13 protein-coding genes are annotated in these 15,005 nt (G+C 74.0%); 6 read left to right on the top strand and 7 right to left on the bottom strand.

Features of this window, described 5'->3' with window-relative positions:
• The first annotated feature begins 27 nt into the window (after positions 1-27).
• Complete coding sequence (locus tag KVF89_RS16750) at positions 28-321, top strand: DUF2530 domain-containing protein (protein WP_257427222.1); 294 nt, start codon at positions 28-30, stop codon at positions 319-321.
• Complete coding sequence (locus KVF89_RS16745; RefSeq protein WP_257427221.1) at positions 314-943, top strand: class I SAM-dependent methyltransferase; 630 nt, start codon at positions 314-316, stop codon at positions 941-943. The genes KVF89_RS16750 and KVF89_RS16745 overlap by 8 nt, the downstream gene beginning before the upstream one ends.
• Before the next feature lie 6 nt (positions 944-949).
• Here KVF89_RS16745 and KVF89_RS16740 read toward each other — a convergent pair whose 3' ends face one another.
• Positions 950-1,726 (bottom strand): DUF3027 domain-containing protein, encoded by a 777-nt coding sequence (locus tag KVF89_RS16740; RefSeq protein WP_257427220.1) that lies wholly within the window; start codon positions 1,724-1,726, stop codon positions 950-952.
• 63 nt (positions 1,727-1,789) lie between these two features.
• On the opposite strand from KVF89_RS16740, the gene KVF89_RS16735 reads away from it, so the two are divergent.
• Entirely contained in the window at positions 1,790-3,220 is a 1,431-nt protein-coding gene (locus KVF89_RS16735; RefSeq protein ID WP_257427219.1) for an MFS transporter, read from the top strand.
• A 24-nt stretch (positions 3,221-3,244) separates the two neighbouring features.
• On the opposite strand, the gene KVF89_RS16730 is transcribed toward KVF89_RS16735, so the two are convergent.
• Positions 3,245-3,640: a cold-shock protein gene (locus tag KVF89_RS16730; RefSeq protein WP_257427218.1), complete on the bottom strand. Its 396-nt coding sequence runs from the start codon at positions 3,638-3,640 to the stop codon at positions 3,245-3,247.
• A gap of 97 nt (positions 3,641-3,737) precedes the next feature.
• Between KVF89_RS16730 and KVF89_RS16725 the strand changes: the two genes are divergently transcribed.
• Positions 3,738-4,334 carry a GNAT family N-acetyltransferase gene (locus KVF89_RS16725; RefSeq protein ID WP_257427217.1) on the top strand — a complete coding sequence of 199 codons (597 nt, stop codon included), beginning with the start codon at positions 3,738-3,740 and terminating at the stop codon, positions 4,332-4,334.
• Between the two features lie 49 nt (positions 4,335-4,383).
• Here the strand turns inward: KVF89_RS16725 and KVF89_RS16720 are convergent, their stop codons facing one another.
• The 3 genes from KVF89_RS16720 to KVF89_RS16710 are packed head-to-tail and all read right to left on the bottom strand — an operon-like array spanning position 4,384 to position 7,856.
• A complete protein-coding gene (locus KVF89_RS16720; RefSeq protein WP_257427216.1) occupies positions 4,384-5,553 on the bottom strand; it encodes an RDD family protein in 1,170 nt (389 codons plus the stop codon).
• 27 nt (positions 5,554-5,580) lie between these two features.
• A complete protein-coding gene (locus KVF89_RS16715; RefSeq protein ID WP_257427215.1) occupies positions 5,581-7,020 on the bottom strand; it encodes an FHA domain-containing protein in 1,440 nt (479 codons plus the stop codon).
• Positions 7,017-7,856: a PP2C family protein-serine/threonine phosphatase gene (locus KVF89_RS16710; RefSeq protein ID WP_257427214.1), complete on the bottom strand. Its 840-nt coding sequence runs from the start codon at positions 7,854-7,856 to the stop codon at positions 7,017-7,019. The genes KVF89_RS16715 and KVF89_RS16710 overlap by 4 nt, the downstream gene beginning before the upstream one ends.
• Positions 7,857-8,132: 276 nt before the next feature.
• Here KVF89_RS16710 and KVF89_RS16705 point away from each other — a divergent pair, with 276 nt between their 5' ends.
• Together KVF89_RS16705 and KVF89_RS16700 are read left to right on the top strand one after the other, a co-directional pair.
• Positions 8,133-10,166, top strand: a complete 2,034-nt coding sequence (locus tag KVF89_RS16705) for a helicase-associated domain-containing protein (RefSeq protein WP_257427213.1) — start codon at positions 8,133-8,135, stop codon at positions 10,164-10,166.
• Between the two features lie 173 nt (positions 10,167-10,339).
• Positions 10,340-12,004 (top strand): DNA repair helicase XPB, encoded by a 1,665-nt coding sequence (locus KVF89_RS16700; RefSeq protein ID WP_257427212.1) that lies wholly within the window; start codon positions 10,340-10,342, stop codon positions 12,002-12,004.
• Here KVF89_RS16700 and KVF89_RS16695 read toward each other — a convergent pair.
• Entirely contained in the window at positions 11,987-12,523 is a 537-nt protein-coding gene (locus KVF89_RS16695) for a Uma2 family endonuclease (RefSeq protein WP_257427211.1), read from the bottom strand. The two genes, KVF89_RS16700 and KVF89_RS16695, sit on opposite strands and share 18 nt — an antisense overlap.
• Before the next feature lie 112 nt (positions 12,524-12,635).
• A complete protein-coding gene (gene lon / locus KVF89_RS16690) occupies positions 12,636-14,972 on the bottom strand; it encodes an endopeptidase La (RefSeq protein WP_257427210.1) in 2,337 nt (778 codons plus the stop codon).
• Positions 14,973-15,005: the final 33 nt, after the last annotated feature.

The raw sequence follows: 15,005 nt of genomic DNA, 5'->3' as shown, positions 1-15,005 counted from the left end.
CTATTCCCGGAGCGGTAGCATGGTCCTGTGGAGTTCCGCGACGACCAGCCGACCCGGCACGAGATCGGCAGCCGGACCTACCTGATCGCGCCCGTCGAGCCCCTCGACGTCGACGGCGTCCGGACCGTCCAGGTCGGCACCGCGCTCTTCCTCGTCGCCTTCGTCGGCCTGTTGCCGTTCTACGGGCGCCTCGAGGAGGACGGGCGCACCTGGCTGCTGTGGATGTGCCTGACCGGCGTCGGTCTCGGCCTCCTCGGCACGGAGTACTGCAAGCGCCGGCGGCGGGCCCGCGCCGAGCGCGACCGCGACGCCCATGGGTGAGCCCGGTCCCCTGCCCCCCACCCGTTGGGCGCTCGGCGGGCCGCGCAACGGCGGCTACGCGGACCGCTTCGCCCAGCTGATCGCCGAGGGCGCCGACGTCGTCGGGGAGGCCCGGCTCGCCGACACCCTCGTCCCCCGCGGCGCCACGATCCTCGACGCCGGCTCGGGCATCGGCCGGATCGGCGCCCACCTCCGCGCCCTGGGGCACCGGGTCACCGCCGCCGAGCCCGACCCCGCGCTCGTCGAGCAGTCCCGGCAGACCTATCCGGACCTGCCGGTGCTGCCCCGGGAGATCCTCGCCCTGACGCCCGAGGCACTGGCGGCGGCCGACGCGCCCACGTCGTACGACCTGGTGGTGTGCGTCGGCAACGTGCTGACCTTCGTGGCCGAGGGCACCGAGGTCGCCGTGCTGGAGCGCCTCGGCTCACTGCTGGCGCCCGACGGCCGGATCCTGGTCGGCTTCCACCTGCAGCAGGGCCCGGCGACGGCACGGGTGTACGCGCCGGAGGAGTTCGCCGCGGACGTCGCGGCGGCCGGCCTGGTCGTCCAGCACCGGTTCGGCGGGTACGACCTGCGGCCGGTCGACGATCTCTACGCGGTCACGATCCTGGCCCGCGCCTGACCGGTCTCACAGGCTCTCGAGGTCGTCCAGCGAGATCGTGTCGATGACCGGCGGAGCGGGAGGCTGGGGCTGCTGGCGCTTGCTCAGCCGCACCTCGGAGTGGGCGCCGCAGCCGTGCTGGAACGCGACCACCCGGCCGTCGTCGTTGGCGTCGCCGTTGGCGCACACGCCGAACAGCTCCGACAGCGGGCCGCCGAGGCGGACCAGGAAGCCGCAGGAGTGGCAGTGGTGCGGCGCGGACTTGGCGATGGCGGCCTCGGGGCCGGCGTCGCCGTCGTACCAGCGCTCGGCGGCGGCGTCGCGGCCCTCGGGCGAGAGCACGCGGACCCGGCCGAGACCGAGGTCCGTGGCGACCTGGCGGATCTGCGCCTGCTCGTCGGTGTCGAGGGCGTCGTCGCCGAAGGAGTACGTCGGCACCAGCCGCGGGTCGTCGTCGGCGACGGGGAGCAGGTCACCCGGCGACATGTCGCCGGGCTGCAGCCGCTCGCGGTAGGGCACCCAGGCAGGCGCGATGATGGCGTCGGATCCCGGGAGCAGCACGACCTCGACCACGGTGACCTTGCGCTGGCGCGAGGCCCGCGTGAGCGTGACCGCCCACTGCCAGCCGCGGTAGCCCCTGCGCGTGCATTCGAACAGGTGGGTCACGACCCGGAGGCCGTCGACCTGGTGGCCGAGGTGGTCACCGATGTCGGCGGCGTCGACCTCCTCGAGCAGCGCCGAACGCGCCGCGTCGATCGCGTCGGCGGTGGCGGCGTCGGTCAGCTTGCGCTCCAGGGTGGACACCGGCACAGCATCCCCCATGACGGCGACGCGCGTCACGTCGGGGGCAACAGGCAAGATAGGAGGGTGAGCACCGACGGTCCCGACCTGAGCACGCCGCCGGAGCGCGGGCCCGCCGGGGAGGCGCCCGCCGAGACCGGCTCGGTCCGCGCGGCCAAGGCGACCGCGCGCGGGGTGAAGGGCTTCGCCCGGGTCACCGGGCGCGCCAGCAAGGCGACCGTGCGCACGGCGCGGAAGGCCGCCGGCGCGCAGGGGGCGGAGCGTTCGGGCCTCAACCGGCTCATCGAGCTCCACGCCGCCAACGCGGCCGGTGACTCGGCGTTCGCGATCGCGCTGGCCGGCACCGTCTTCTTCGCCGGCGCCACCAGCGGTCAGCGCGGCCCGGTCCTGCTGTTCCTCGGCCTGACCATGGTCCCGTTCGCGATCGTGGCGCCGCTGATCGGCCCCTTCCTCGACCGGTTCAGCCACGGGCGGCGCTGGGCGATCGGCGCCACCTTCGCGCTGCGCGCCTTCCTGTGCTGGGTGCTCGCCGGGACGCTCAGCGACGGCTCGCCCTGGTTCTACGTCGCCGCGCTCGGCGTGCTCGTCTCGTCCAAGGCGTACGGCGTGGCGAAGGCCGCCGCGGTGCCCCGCCTGCTCCCCCAGGAGATCACCCTGGTGAAGGCCAACGGCCGGGTGGCGCTCGCCGGCGTGGTCGGCGCCTGCGCCTCGGCCCCGCTCGCCGGCGCGGCGTACTGGATCGGACCGGAGTGGGCCTGCCGCTACGCGTTCGTGGTGTTCACGATCGGCACGGTCGCGGCGATCCTGCTGCCCGGCAAGATCGACTCCTCGACGGGTGAGGAGTCCATCGACGGCCCGCGCCGACCCGGGCGCCCCAGCACCGGGCTGCCACCGCGGGTCGCCTTCGCGCTGCGCGCGAACTGCGGTCCTCGCCTGCTGTCCGGCTTCTTGACGATGTTCATGACGTTCGTGCTCATGACCGAGCCGCTCGACGGCTGGGAGAGCAAGACCAAGGCGACCCTGACGGTGGGTCTGGTCGTCGGCGCCGCCGGCCTCGGCAACACCGTCGGCATCGTCGTGGCGTCGCTCGCCCGCAAGATCAACCCGGCCGCGATGGTGGTCATCGCCCTGCTCGCCGACATCGTCGCGCTCGTGGTGGCGACCGTGTTCTTCAGCCTGCTCCCCCTCATCCTGCTGGGCCTGACCGTCGGCCTGATGCAGTACCTCGCCAAGGTCTCCCTCGACTCGACCATCCAGTCCGGCGTCCCGGTGCGCGCGCACGCGAGCGCCTTCGCCAAGGGCGACACCACCCTGCAGCTGGCGTGGGTGGTCGGCGGCTTCCTGGGCGTGATGCTGTCCTACCCCGCGGTCAACGGCATCGGCCTGGGCTTCGCCGCCGTCCTGCTGACGGCCTGGGCCGTGTTCGTGCTGCGGTCCAGTCCGTCTCGGCGCGAGAAGAGCCAGCCGACGCGACCGGTCGGCGCCACCCGGGGCTGACGCCCCTCAGCCTGGATCCGTGGCTCAGGACTCGAGCTCGTCGGCCAGCGCGCGCAGCAGCTTGGCCACCGGCTGCGCGGTGCGGCGGTCGGGGTGGCGGCCGTGCCGATAGGCCTCGCCGATGCCGTCGAGCAGACGGATCAGGTCCTCGACGATCGGGACCATCTCCTCGGGCTTCTTGCGCTTGGCCTGCTGCTGGTTGCGCGCGACCGAGGTGGGCGCGTCGAGGATCCGCACCTGGAGGGCCTGCTCGCCGCGACGCCCCTGGGCGATCCCGAACTCGACCCGGGTGCCCGCCTTGAGGGTGGTCACGCCGTCCGGCAGCGCATCGGCCCGGACGTAGACGTCCTCGCCGCCCTGCTGGGAGAGGAAGCCGAAGCCCTTCTCCGCGTCGTACCACTTCACCTTGCCAGTCGGCACGGGTCGGCCCAACCTCTCGTCATCACGGCGTGCGCCCGGTCGGGCACACGAACGGCACATCGTAGGACATGCGGTCTCGGCCTCTATTCTCGCGAACGTGGCAACCGAATTGATCCCGCCGGTGCTGTCGGCGCCCCTCCTCCCGATCCGGACCGAGCGGCTGGTGCTGCGCGCCGTGCTGCCGACGGACGACGTGGCGATCGGCGCCTACTGCGCGGACCCCGAGGTCACCCGCTACCTGCCGTTCGGGCCGCTCGACGCCGCGGGCCTGACGCAGCGGATGGAGCGGCTCGTGGCGGGGACGGCGCCGTCGGTGCCCGGCGACATGCTGGCGCTGGCGGTCGAGCACGACGGCGTGCTCGTCGGTGACCTGATGCTGCGCCTCGCCGCCCGGCACGGTCCCCAGGACCCGCCGTCGATCGCGGAGCTGGGCTGGGTCTTCGCCCCCGAGCACGCCGGTCGGGGGTTCGCCACCGAGTCGGCCCGGGCCCTGGTCGACCTGGCGTTCACGCACTACCCGCTGCACCGGCTGATGGCGCAGCTCGACCCGCGCAACCTCCCCTCCGCGCGGCTGTGCGAGCGGCTGGGGATGCGGCACGAGGCGCACACCCGCGAGGACTTCGCGGATCGGGACGGGTCATGGGGGGACACGTCGGTCTACGGGCTGCTGCGCCGCGAGTGGGAGGCGCGCTGACAGGCCGCGGTCCGGAGGACGGCCGACACGCTCGGCCCAACAACGCCGCTCAGCTCTCGCGCTCGACGCGCATGGTGCGGTCGCCGAAGCGCACCTCGTCGCCCGCGAGGAGCGTGCTGGGGCGGCCCGGCGACAGCGAGCGGGACATCCCCTTGCGGATGACGTAGGAGCCGTTGGTCGACCCACGGTCCATCACCACCAGCGCGCCGTCCGCGGCGACCTGGAACTGCGCGTGCGTCTTCGACAGGGACATGTCCGAGGAGCGCAGGGGGACGACGTGGCGCACCGGCTCTCCCGGCCGGGGCTCCGGGCGCCGGCCGACGAGCGCGAGGCCCTCGACCACGAAGCGCTCGCCGGTGTCGAACTCGACCCGCCAGCGGACGGTGTCCGGGCTCGGCGCGACGGCAGGCTCGCTCCCAGGAGTGGGCCGCACCCGGGTCTGCTCGACCGGCGGGCGCGGGGCGGCCGCCGGTGTGGGAGTGGCGGGCGTGGGAGCGGCGGGCCTGGCCGGCGCGGCCGGCCCCGGGGTGACCGGCGCCGGGGTGACCGGAGGCGCGGGGGTCGGCGCGACCGGAGCCGGGGTCGGCGCGGGGGCGGGGGCAGGGGCAGTGGTCGGCGTGGGGATCGAGTCCGGCAACGGCGTCGCGGGATGCTCCTCGACCGGCGACGGCAACAGCCGCATGGCGGTGAGGTTCACGATCTGCTGGGGCCGCTCGACCTCGGCGGGCACCTCGACCTCCCGCGGCCGGACGTCGACGACGGCCGCGTCGCCGATCCGGTCGTGGAGACCGCGCCGTTGCCGGGTCGGGTCCATCGCCGCCGTCCAGGCGAGGGTGGCCAGGCCGAGGCCGGCGGTCGGCAGCCCGGCGATGCCGAGCACCGTCGTGCGCACCAGGGCGGCACCGAGGCCGATCGGCCGGCCCGTCGTACGCCGGAGCACCCGCAGGCCGGTGGCCGCCTTGCCCGGGGTCAGGCCCGTCGTACCGACCAGCACCGCCAGCACCAGGCCGACGAGGACCACAACACCGACGAAGGTGAGCACGACGATCCCGGCGTGGTCCGGCTCGACGAGCCTCCACACCGCGAACGCCGCCGCGGCGGCGAGCGCCCAGCCCAGCGCCCGGTCGATGACCGCGGCGGTGAACCGACGCTCCATCTCCGCCGGTGGGAAGGCGACACCGGCCTCGACGGGCGACGGTGAGGTGGGGACGTGCGTCATGCAGGGCGCTCCGAGTAGCGGGCAGGGTCAGGGACGGGTGACCTGGATGGTGACGCCGTCACCGAGGTTGATGGTCGCACCCGGGATCAGCTGGACGGCGATGCCGGGCTTGAGGTCCTCCGGCCCCAGTCCCGGCTGCACCAGGACCGTGCCGTTGGTCGAGCCCATGTCGGTCACGACGGCGGTGCCGAGGTCGGCACCCACGCCCGGGCGGACCTCGATGTGGGTGGAGGAGATCTCGTGGAGCCGGCTCGGCACGGTGACGAGCGTCGGCTGCTCGGTCGAGGCGAACCTCCGGGCCTCCGGCGCGCGGCCGATGAGGACGGCCCGGTCGACGATGATCGACTGGCCGTCGGAGACCAGCAGCTTCGCGACCGGCTGGGTGATCGGTGGGGCGGCCGGCGTGCCGGGCACGGGCGGCACCAGTGGGGCCGGCGGCTCGCCGGCGCCGGCGACCGTGAAGCCGTCGTGCTCGACGCCCGGTCCGGGCGGTGGCGCGACCCCGCCGACGGGCTCCCAGGAGCCGATCGGCAGCGGCGGCGCGTCGGGGACCTCCGGCGCGGGGACACCCGGCGCGGGGACACCCGGCACGGGGACGCCCGGCGGCGGGGGCGGCACCCAGTCCGGCGGAGCCGGGACGGCCGGAGCCGGGACGACCGGAGCCTCGCCCGGGTCGCCCTCGGCGGCCGGGGTGTCCCACGGGGTCACCCAGCCGTCCGGCGCGGGGTCCTGGGGCGCCGCGCCGAGTGGCTCGTCGACGGGCTCGTCGACGCTGTCCATGACCTCGGTGACGGGGCTGTCGTCGAGGTACGACGCCTCGGTCACCGCGGCCGCGCTCTCGTCCAGTGGGCTGGGCTCGTCGAGCGGGCCGGGCTCGTCGAGCGGGCCGGGCTCGTCGAGGACGACCGGCTCCTCATCGAGCGGCGCCGATCCAGGCTCCTGCTCGACCGTGGGCTCCGGGGCGGCGTAGGCACCACCGACGGCCGGGATCGCCGCGGGGCGGTCGATCCGGCCGACCCGGACCAGGCCGGTGACGATCGGGAAGTCGACGTCCGCGGGCTCCGCCGCGCCCTCCGCGGCGGGGAGCTCGATGCTCAGCGCGGTGACGTCGTCCAGGCTGCGCTCGACCCAGGTGTGGCTCTCGCCGCCGTCGACGGTCACGGTCCCACCGGCGGCGGTGACGGTCGCGACGACACCGGCTCCGCGGAGCAGGAAGCGGGTCGGCCCCTCCCCCGCGCTGACCAGCACGAAGCCGGGGATCCGGCTCAGCCCGGAGGCGAGCAGGCCGTCGAGGACGTCGTCGAACCCGGCGCCACCGTCGACCATGGCCCAGAGACCGACGACCTGGTCCTTCTGCGTGTCCGGCAGCACGATGGCGGCGCCGGTGCCGAAGACCGCGAACCACGCACCGTCACGGTACGACCAGGCACCGGTCGCCCGCTCGGCCCCTTGAATGCCGTCGCTCATGGGAGAGCCCCCAACTTCTGCTCCAGACTCAGCCGCTGCGCGTGCGAGTCGTACGGATCGTCGTTCGCCAATCCCACCACATCGACCACGAGCGCGGTCGCGTTGTCATGACCGCCGGCACCCACGGCGGCGGCGACCAGGGCGTCGGCGGCATCGCGCGGGTCGTCGTACCCGGCCAGGATCGAGGCGATCGTCACGTCGTCCACCATGCCACTCACACCGTCGGAGCACAGCAGGAGCCGCTCCGCCGCGGCGAGCGGGAGGAGGTAGTAGTCGGCGGCGCCGCTCACGGCACCCGGCATCGCCGCTCCGCCGAGCGCGCGGGTGACGACATTGCGGCTGGGGTGGACGGCCGCGGCGTCGGGCGTCAGCCGACCGGCGTCGACGAGCTCCTGGACCAGGCTGTGGTCGACGCTCACCTGCTCCAGCTCGCCCTCGTTGTAGCGGTAGATCCGGGAGTCGCCGACGTTGGCGAGCAGCCAGTGCGGCCCGTCGGCGGACTCGACGAGGAGGGCGAGGACGACGGTGGTGCCGGCGGCGAAGGTGTCGTCGGCCCCGGCGGCGCGCTGCTCCTCGTCGTAGGCGAGCAGTCGGTCCTGGGCCGCCTGGAGCGCCGCGTCGACCGCGGCGGCGCCCTCCTCGAGGGCGTAGTCGCCGTGGGCGAGGCGGGCCAGCTCCTCGACGGCATAGGTGCTGGCCACGTCGCCGCGGTCGTGCCCGCCCATGCCGTCGGCGACGACGAAGACCGGCGGATCGGCCAGGAAGGCGTCCTCGTTGACCTCCCGGACCAGGCCGACGTCGGTGGCTGCGCCGTGGTGCAGCTCGACCCGGTTCATCGATGTCCTAGGTTGGGCACCGTGGGAGCGGGACCGAGCGGACACCGGTCGTTGGCCGACCAGCTGCGGTCGTGGCCTGACGAGCGGCTCCAACGCCTGCTCACCGAACGTCTGGACCTGGCCACCCCTGCCCCTCACGACTTCGGACAACTCGCCTCTCGCGCCGCGGTGAGGAACTCGATCGCACGCGCTCTCGACGGCCTCACCCGAGGCGAGCTCTCGGTCCTAGATGCCCTCGTCGTCGCGGGTCAAACCACGGATTCCGAAGTCACTGCGATGGTGCGCGCCGAGGCCGGGTACGTCGCCGCGACGCTGGCCCGGCTCCGGGACCTCACCGTCGCCTGGGACTCCCCGGAGGGCCTCCGCGCCCTGAGCGGCGTGAGCGACGCGATGGCCGGCGGACCGGCTGCCGGCGTGAGCGGGCTGCGGCCCCGCTCCCCCGCCCCCCGACCGGCCACGGAGATCGCCGAGGCGCTGGCCTCGTTGCCGGACTCCGCCCGGGCGCTGCTCGACCACGTCATCGCCGAGGGCGGGACCGCGAGGTCCGGCACCGTGCGGGTGGGGGTCCGCCCGGAGGACGCCGAGTCGCCGGCCGAGCTGCTCGTCGCCCGCCGGCTGCTCGTCCCCGGCGGATCCCTGCTGCCGGGCCTGCTGGTCGTGCCCGGCGAGGTGGGTCTCGCGGTCCGCGGCGGCCGGACGACGACGGAGCCGGTCGACGTCGCGCCGGCAGTGGCGTCCGAGCAGCGGTCCCCGCGGCTGGCGACCAGTGCCGCGCTCGGCGCGGCCACGGACGTCGTACGACGCGTCGGGCTGCTCCTGGAGTGGTGGGCCGGCCGGCCGGCGCCCGCGCTGCGCACCACGGGCCTGGGAGTGCGGGAGCTGCGGGCGACCGCGGCGCAGCTCCAGGTACCGGAGCCCGAGGCGGCGCTGCTGGTCGAGCTCGCCCACGAGGCGGGACTCGCCGCGACCCGGGCCGACGCGGACGGGAACCCGGTGTGGGTCCCGACCACCGCGTTCGACGAGTGGGCCGAGCTGCCCGTCGCCGAGCGGTGGACCGTGCTCGCCCGGGCCTGGCTGTCCAGCCCCCGGCTGCCGTCGCTGGTCGGCGAGCGGGGACCGGACCAGAAGCCGTGGAACGCGCTCACCCCCGAGCTCTCCGCGGCCGGCATGCCGGAGGCCAAGGCGATGGCGCTGGCCGTTCTCGCCCGGCTGCCCGAGGGGCACGGCCTCGCCGCCGGCACCGGGCTGCCGTCTCTCGTCGCGCACGTCGCGTGGGAGCGACCGCGGCGGCCCCGGACCCGCCCCGACCTGGTGGCGTGGGCGGTCGCCGAGGCGGCGGTCCTCGGCATCACGGGAGCGGACGTGCTGGCGTCGTACGCCCGGCCGTTGCTGGCCGGCGAGGACCCGGCGCCCGCACTCGCCGCCCTGCTGCCGCCGCCGGTCGACCACGTGCTCCTCCAGGCGGACCTGACCGCGGTCGCGCCGGGACCGCTCGAACCCGACCTGGCCCGGCAGCTGCAGCAGGTCGCGGACGTCGACTCGCACGGCGCGGCGACGGTCTACCGCTTCACCGCCGACTCGGTACGACGGGCGCTGGATGCCGGCTGGACCGCGGCCGAGCTGCACGCGTTCGTGCTGGCGGCCTCGCGGACGCCGGTCCCCCAGCCGCTGACCTATCTGATCGACGACGTGGTCCGCTCGTTCGGCCGGCTGCGGGTCGGCCTGGCGTCGTCGTTCGTGCGCTCCGAGGACGAGGCCGCGCTCGCCGCGCTGGTCAACCACCCCAAGGGTGCCGGGCTCGGGCTGCGACGGATCGCCCCGACCGTCGTGGTGTCGACCCTGACGATCGACGTCCTGCTCCCCCGGCTGCGCGAGCTCGGCCTGGCGCCGGTGGTCGAGGGCCCGGACGGCGTGGTCCGGGTCGGCACCCCGGACTCGCTGCGGGCCCGCACCCCCCGCACCCGCGAGGTCGCGGACGCCGCCCGGTCGGCAGCCCGGCACGCCGCGCACGTCGCCTCCGCGGTGGCCACCCTGCGGGAGGGCGACGAGGCCGCCCGGTCCCGACCCGCGTCGGCGTCGATCCCCGGCGGCGGCGTCCTGTCGGCGCTGCGGGACGCGATCGAGCGGGGCGGTGTCGTCCTCATCGGGTTCACGGACAACCAGGGTGTCGTGTCCGAGCGGACCGTGCGCCCCCTCGTGGTGGAGGGCGGCCAGCTCACCGCGTTCGATGCCGACGCCGAGGCGGACGACCCGGACGCCGAGCGACGCTACGCCGTGCACCGGATCAGCAGGGTGGTCCCCGTCGCGTGAGAGGGTCCGCAGATAGGTCCCGCCTGCTGCGCGCCGCGACACGCGGGCGCTGGCGGCGTTGGCGTCGCTCGATGGGCGGCCAAGCACGACTTCGCTCCGCCGCCTTGCCATCACCCGCGTCTCGCGACGCTCGCGACGGCGCCACCTATCTGCGGACCCTCTAAACTCGTGCGGTGACAGACGGACCCCTGATCGTGCAGTCGGACAAGTCGCTGCTGCTGGAGGTCGACCACCCGCAGGCCGCCGAGTGCCGCAAGGCGATCGCGCCGTTCGCGGAGCTGGAGCGCTCGCCGGAGCACATCCACACCTACCGGCTGACCCCGCTGGGGCTGTGGAACGCACGCGCGGCCGGGCACGACGCCGAGCAGGTCGTCGACACGCTGCTGACCTGGTCGCGCTACCCGGTCCCGCACGCGCTGCTGGTCGACGTCGCCGAGACGATGGCCCGCTACGGCCGGCTGCGGCTGGAGAAGCACCCGGTGCACGGGCTGGTGCTGGCGTCCAGCGACCGGCCGGTGCTGGAGGAGGTGCTGCGCGCCAAGAAGATCGCCGGCATGCTCGGCGCGCGGATCGACGACGACACCGTGGCGGTGCACCCCTCCGAGCGGGGCAACCTCAAGCAGGCGCTGCTCAAGCTGGGCTGGCCGGCCGAGGACTATGCCGGCTACGTCGACGGCGAGGCGCACGCGATCGACCTCGCCGAGGACGGCTGGGTGCTGCGCGACTACCAGCGCGCCGCGGCCGAGTCGTTCTGGCACGGTGGCTCCGGTGTCGTGGTCCTCCCCTGCGGAGCCGGGAAGACGCTGGTCGGTGCCGCCGCGATGGCCCAGGCGCAGGCGACCACCCTGATCCTGGTCACCAACACCGTGAGTGCCCGGCAGTGGAAGGACGAGCTGGTCCGTCGTACCTCCCTCACGGAGGACGAGATCGGCGAGTACTCCGGCACCGTCAAGGAGATCCGCCCGGTCACCATCGCGACCTACCAGGTGATCACGACCAAGCGGAAGGGCGTCTATCCGCATCTGGAGCTGTTCGACGCCCGCGACTGGGGTCTCATCGTCTACGACGAGGTGCACCTCCTGCCGGCGCCGATCTTCCGGATGACCGCGGACCTGCAGGCGCGACGGCGGATCGGGCTGACCGCGACGCTGGTGCGCGAGGACGGCCGCGAGGGCGACGTGTTCTCCCTGATCGGCCCGAAGCGGTACGACGCCCCGTGGAAGGACATCGAGGCGCAGGGCTGGATCGCCCCGGCGGACTGCATCGAGGTCCGGGTCTCCCTGCCCGACGCCTCCCGGATGACCTACGCGACCGCCGACCCGGAGGAGCGGTACCGGCTGGCCGCCTGCACGCCCGAGAAGCTCGGCGTCGTCCGCGAGCTCGTCGAGCGGCACACGGGTCAGCCGACGCTGGTGATCGGCCAGTACCTCGAGCAGCTCGCCGAGCTCGCCGAGGCGCTGGACGCGCCCGTCATCACCGGGCAGACGGCGGTCAAGGAGCGACAGCGCCTCTTCGAGGGCTTCCGCTCGGGCGAGATCGGACTGCTCGTCGTGTCGAAGGTCGCGAACTTCTCCATCGACCTGCCGAGCGCCGAGGTCGCGATCCAGGTCTCCGGGTCGTTCGGCTCACGCCAGGAGGAGGCCCAGCGGCTCGGCCGGCTGCTCCGGCCCGGCGAGCCGGGCCCGGACGGGGAGCGCAAGGTCGCGCACTTCTACACGATCGTCGCGCGCGACACCGTCGACGCCGAGTTCGCCCAGAACCGGCAGCGGTTCCTCGCCGAGCAGGGCTACGCCTACCGGATCATCGACGCGGAGGATCTCTCAGCGGATCAGCTGTGACGGGACGACCGTGACCTCGAAGGGCACGGTCGCGATCCACTCCTCGTCGCCGGCGATGGCGGCGACGACCTCGTAGCGACCCTCGCGCAGCTCCCACGCCGTCAGGGCGAGCCCTTCGGTCTCGACGTCGACGACCCAGTAGGCGGCGACCCCCGCCTGCTCGTAGAGCCGCTTCTTGACCGTCAGGTCGCGCCGCCGGGTGGTCGGCGAGAGCACCTCGACGGCGAGCAGGGGCGAGCCGTTGAGGCCACGGTCGTCGGCCTCGTCCGGGTCGAGCACGAGGACGTCGGGTTGCACCACGTCGAACTCGCTCAGCACCACGTCGAAGGGTGCGGTGGTGACGCGAAGGCGGTCCGGGCAGGCGGCACGCAGCAGGTAGATCAGTTCGACGACGGCGTACTGATGACGCGAGCGGGGCGAGGGCGACACGACGATCTCACCGTCGATGAGCTCGTAGCGGTTGCCGTCGTCCGGCATCGCGTCGAGGTCCTCGCGCGTCAACATCTCCACCGCGGCCATGCTCACCATCGTGCCTCACTTCCCGAGATGACTGAAGGTCCATGCCGACGATCATCCGCGGATTCCGCGGGATCGCCGAACATGGACCTCCAGCCTGTGGAGAACGTCCTCGTCAGGCCGCTGCGGCCCCGGCGTCCGCTACGACCAGCGCCCGCTCCAGGATCTCGGTGACCGCGCCGACAGGGGTGACCGTCAGTGCCGAGAGGATCTCCTCAGGGACGTCGTCCAGGTCGGGCCGGTTGCGCTCGGGGATGAACACCTCGGCGACGCCGGCGCGCTGGGCGGCGAGCAGCTTCTGCTTCACGCCGCCGATCGGGAGCACCCGGCCGGACAGCGTGACCTCGCCGGTCATCGCGATGTCGGAACGGACCGGGCGACCGGTCAGCAGCGACACGAGCGCGGTGACCATGGTGACGCCGGCCGACGGCCCGTCCTTGGGTACGGCGCCCGCGGGGAAGTGCACGTGGATAGACCGCTCGAAGGCGTCGGCGGGGATGCCCAGCTCCACGGCGTGGGAGCGTACCCACGAGAGCGCGATCCGCGCGGACTCCTTCATCACGTCGCCCAGCTGCCCGGTGACGGTCAGCCCGGCCTCACCCGCGGCGACCGAGGTCTCGACGTACAGGACGTCGCCGCCCATGCCGGTCACGGCCAGTCCGGTCGCGACCCCGGGAACCGACGTGCGCTCCTCGAGGTCGGGCGTGAACCGCGGCCGGCCGATCAGGTCGACCAGCTCGTCCACGCCGATGTCGACCCGCGCCACCTCGCCGGACACGAGTCGGGCGGTCGCCTTGCGGAACGCCTTCGCGAGCAGCCGCTCGACCTGGCGCACGCCGGCCTCCCGGGTGTAGTTCGCCGCGATCTCGCGCAGCGCCTCGTCGCTGATGGTCACCTCGTCGGCAGCCAGCGCGGCCCGCTCCAGCTGGCGCGGGACCAGGAAGTCGCGGGCGATCGCGACCTTGTCCTCCTCGGTGTAGCCGTCGATGGAGACCAGCTCCATCCGGTCGAGCAGCGCCGCCGGGATCGAGCCGATGTCGTTGGCCGTCGCGATGAACAGCACGTCGGACAGGTCGAGGTCGAGCTCGAGGTAGTGGTCGCGGAAGGTGTGGTTCTGCGCGGGGTCGAGGACCTCGAGCAGCGCCGCGGCCGGGTCGCCTCGATAGTCGCTGCCGACCTTGTCGACCTCGTCGAGCAGCACGACCGGGTTCATCGAGCCGGCCTCCTTGATCGCCCGCACGACGCGGCCGGGCAGCGCGCCGACGTACGTGCGCCGGTGTCCGCGGATCTCCGCCTCGTCGCGGACACCGCCGAGGGCGACGCGAACGAACTTGCGGCCCAGGGCGTGGGCGACGGACTCGCCCAGCGAGGTCTTGCCGACGCCCGGAGGGCCGGCCAGGAGGACCACGGCGCCGGAGCCGCGGCCGCCGACGACCTCCAGCCCGCGCTCGGCGCGCCGGGCCCGGACGGCGAGGTACTCCGTGATCCGGTCCTTCACCTCGTCCAGCCCGTGGTGGTCGGCGTCGAGCACGCCGCGCGCCGCGACGACGTCGGTGTCGTCCTCGGTGCGCACCGACCAGGGCAGGTCGAGGACCGTGTCGAGCCAGGTCCGGATCCAGCCGGCCTCCGGGTTCTGGTCGCTGGACCTCTCCAGCTTGTCGACCTCGCGCAGCAGCGCCTCGCGGACGGCGTCGGGGACGTCGGCCGCCTCGATCCGCCCGCGGTAGTCGTCCCCACCCTCGGGGTCGCCCTCGCCGAGCTCCTTGCGGATGGCGGAGAGCTGCTGGCGCAGCAGGAACTCGCGCTGGTTCTTCTCCAGCGACTCGCGGACGTCGGCGTCGATCTTGTCGCTCACCTCGGACTCGGCCACGAAGTCGCGGGTCCACTCGACCAGCAGCCGCAGCCGGTCACCGACCTCCGGCGTCTCCAGGAGACGGCGCTTGCGGTCGTCGGAGAGATAGGGCGCGTAGCCCGCCGTGTCGGCGAGCGTCGCCGGGTCGTCGATCCGGGTCACCTGGTCGGCGACCTGCCAGGCCTCGCGGCGCTGGAGCAGCCCGACGACGAGCTTGCGGTAGTCCTCGGCCAGGGCGCGGACGTCGTCGTCCACGGCCCCGCCGTCGACCGGCTCGACCTCGACCCACAGGGCGGCGCCGGGACCGGTCACGCCGCTGCCGATGCGCGCCCGGCCGCCGGCCTTGAGCACGGCGGCGGGCTCGCCGCCGGAGAAGCGGCCGACCTTCTCGACGCTCGCGACGACGCCGTACGACGCGTAGCGGTCCTCGAGGCGGGGGGCGACCAGGACCTGTGCCTGCTCACGGGATTCGTGAGCGGCCAGCTGGGCGGCGTCGATGGCGGCTCGGGCGGGCTCGTCGAGCTCGACCCGCACCACCATCCCGGGAAGCACCACCACATCGGAGAGGAACAGCACCGGAAGCTGGATCGGGTTCGTCATGCCCCTCCAATGCGTACGACGCCTCGCGTGTTC

It is taken from the genome of Nocardioides carbamazepini (assembly GCF_024614185.1).
GTDB classification, from domain to species: domain Bacteria; phylum Actinomycetota; class Actinomycetes; order Propionibacteriales; family Nocardioidaceae; genus Nocardioides; species Nocardioides carbamazepini.
This window is presented reverse-complemented; position numbering and strand designations above follow the sequence as displayed.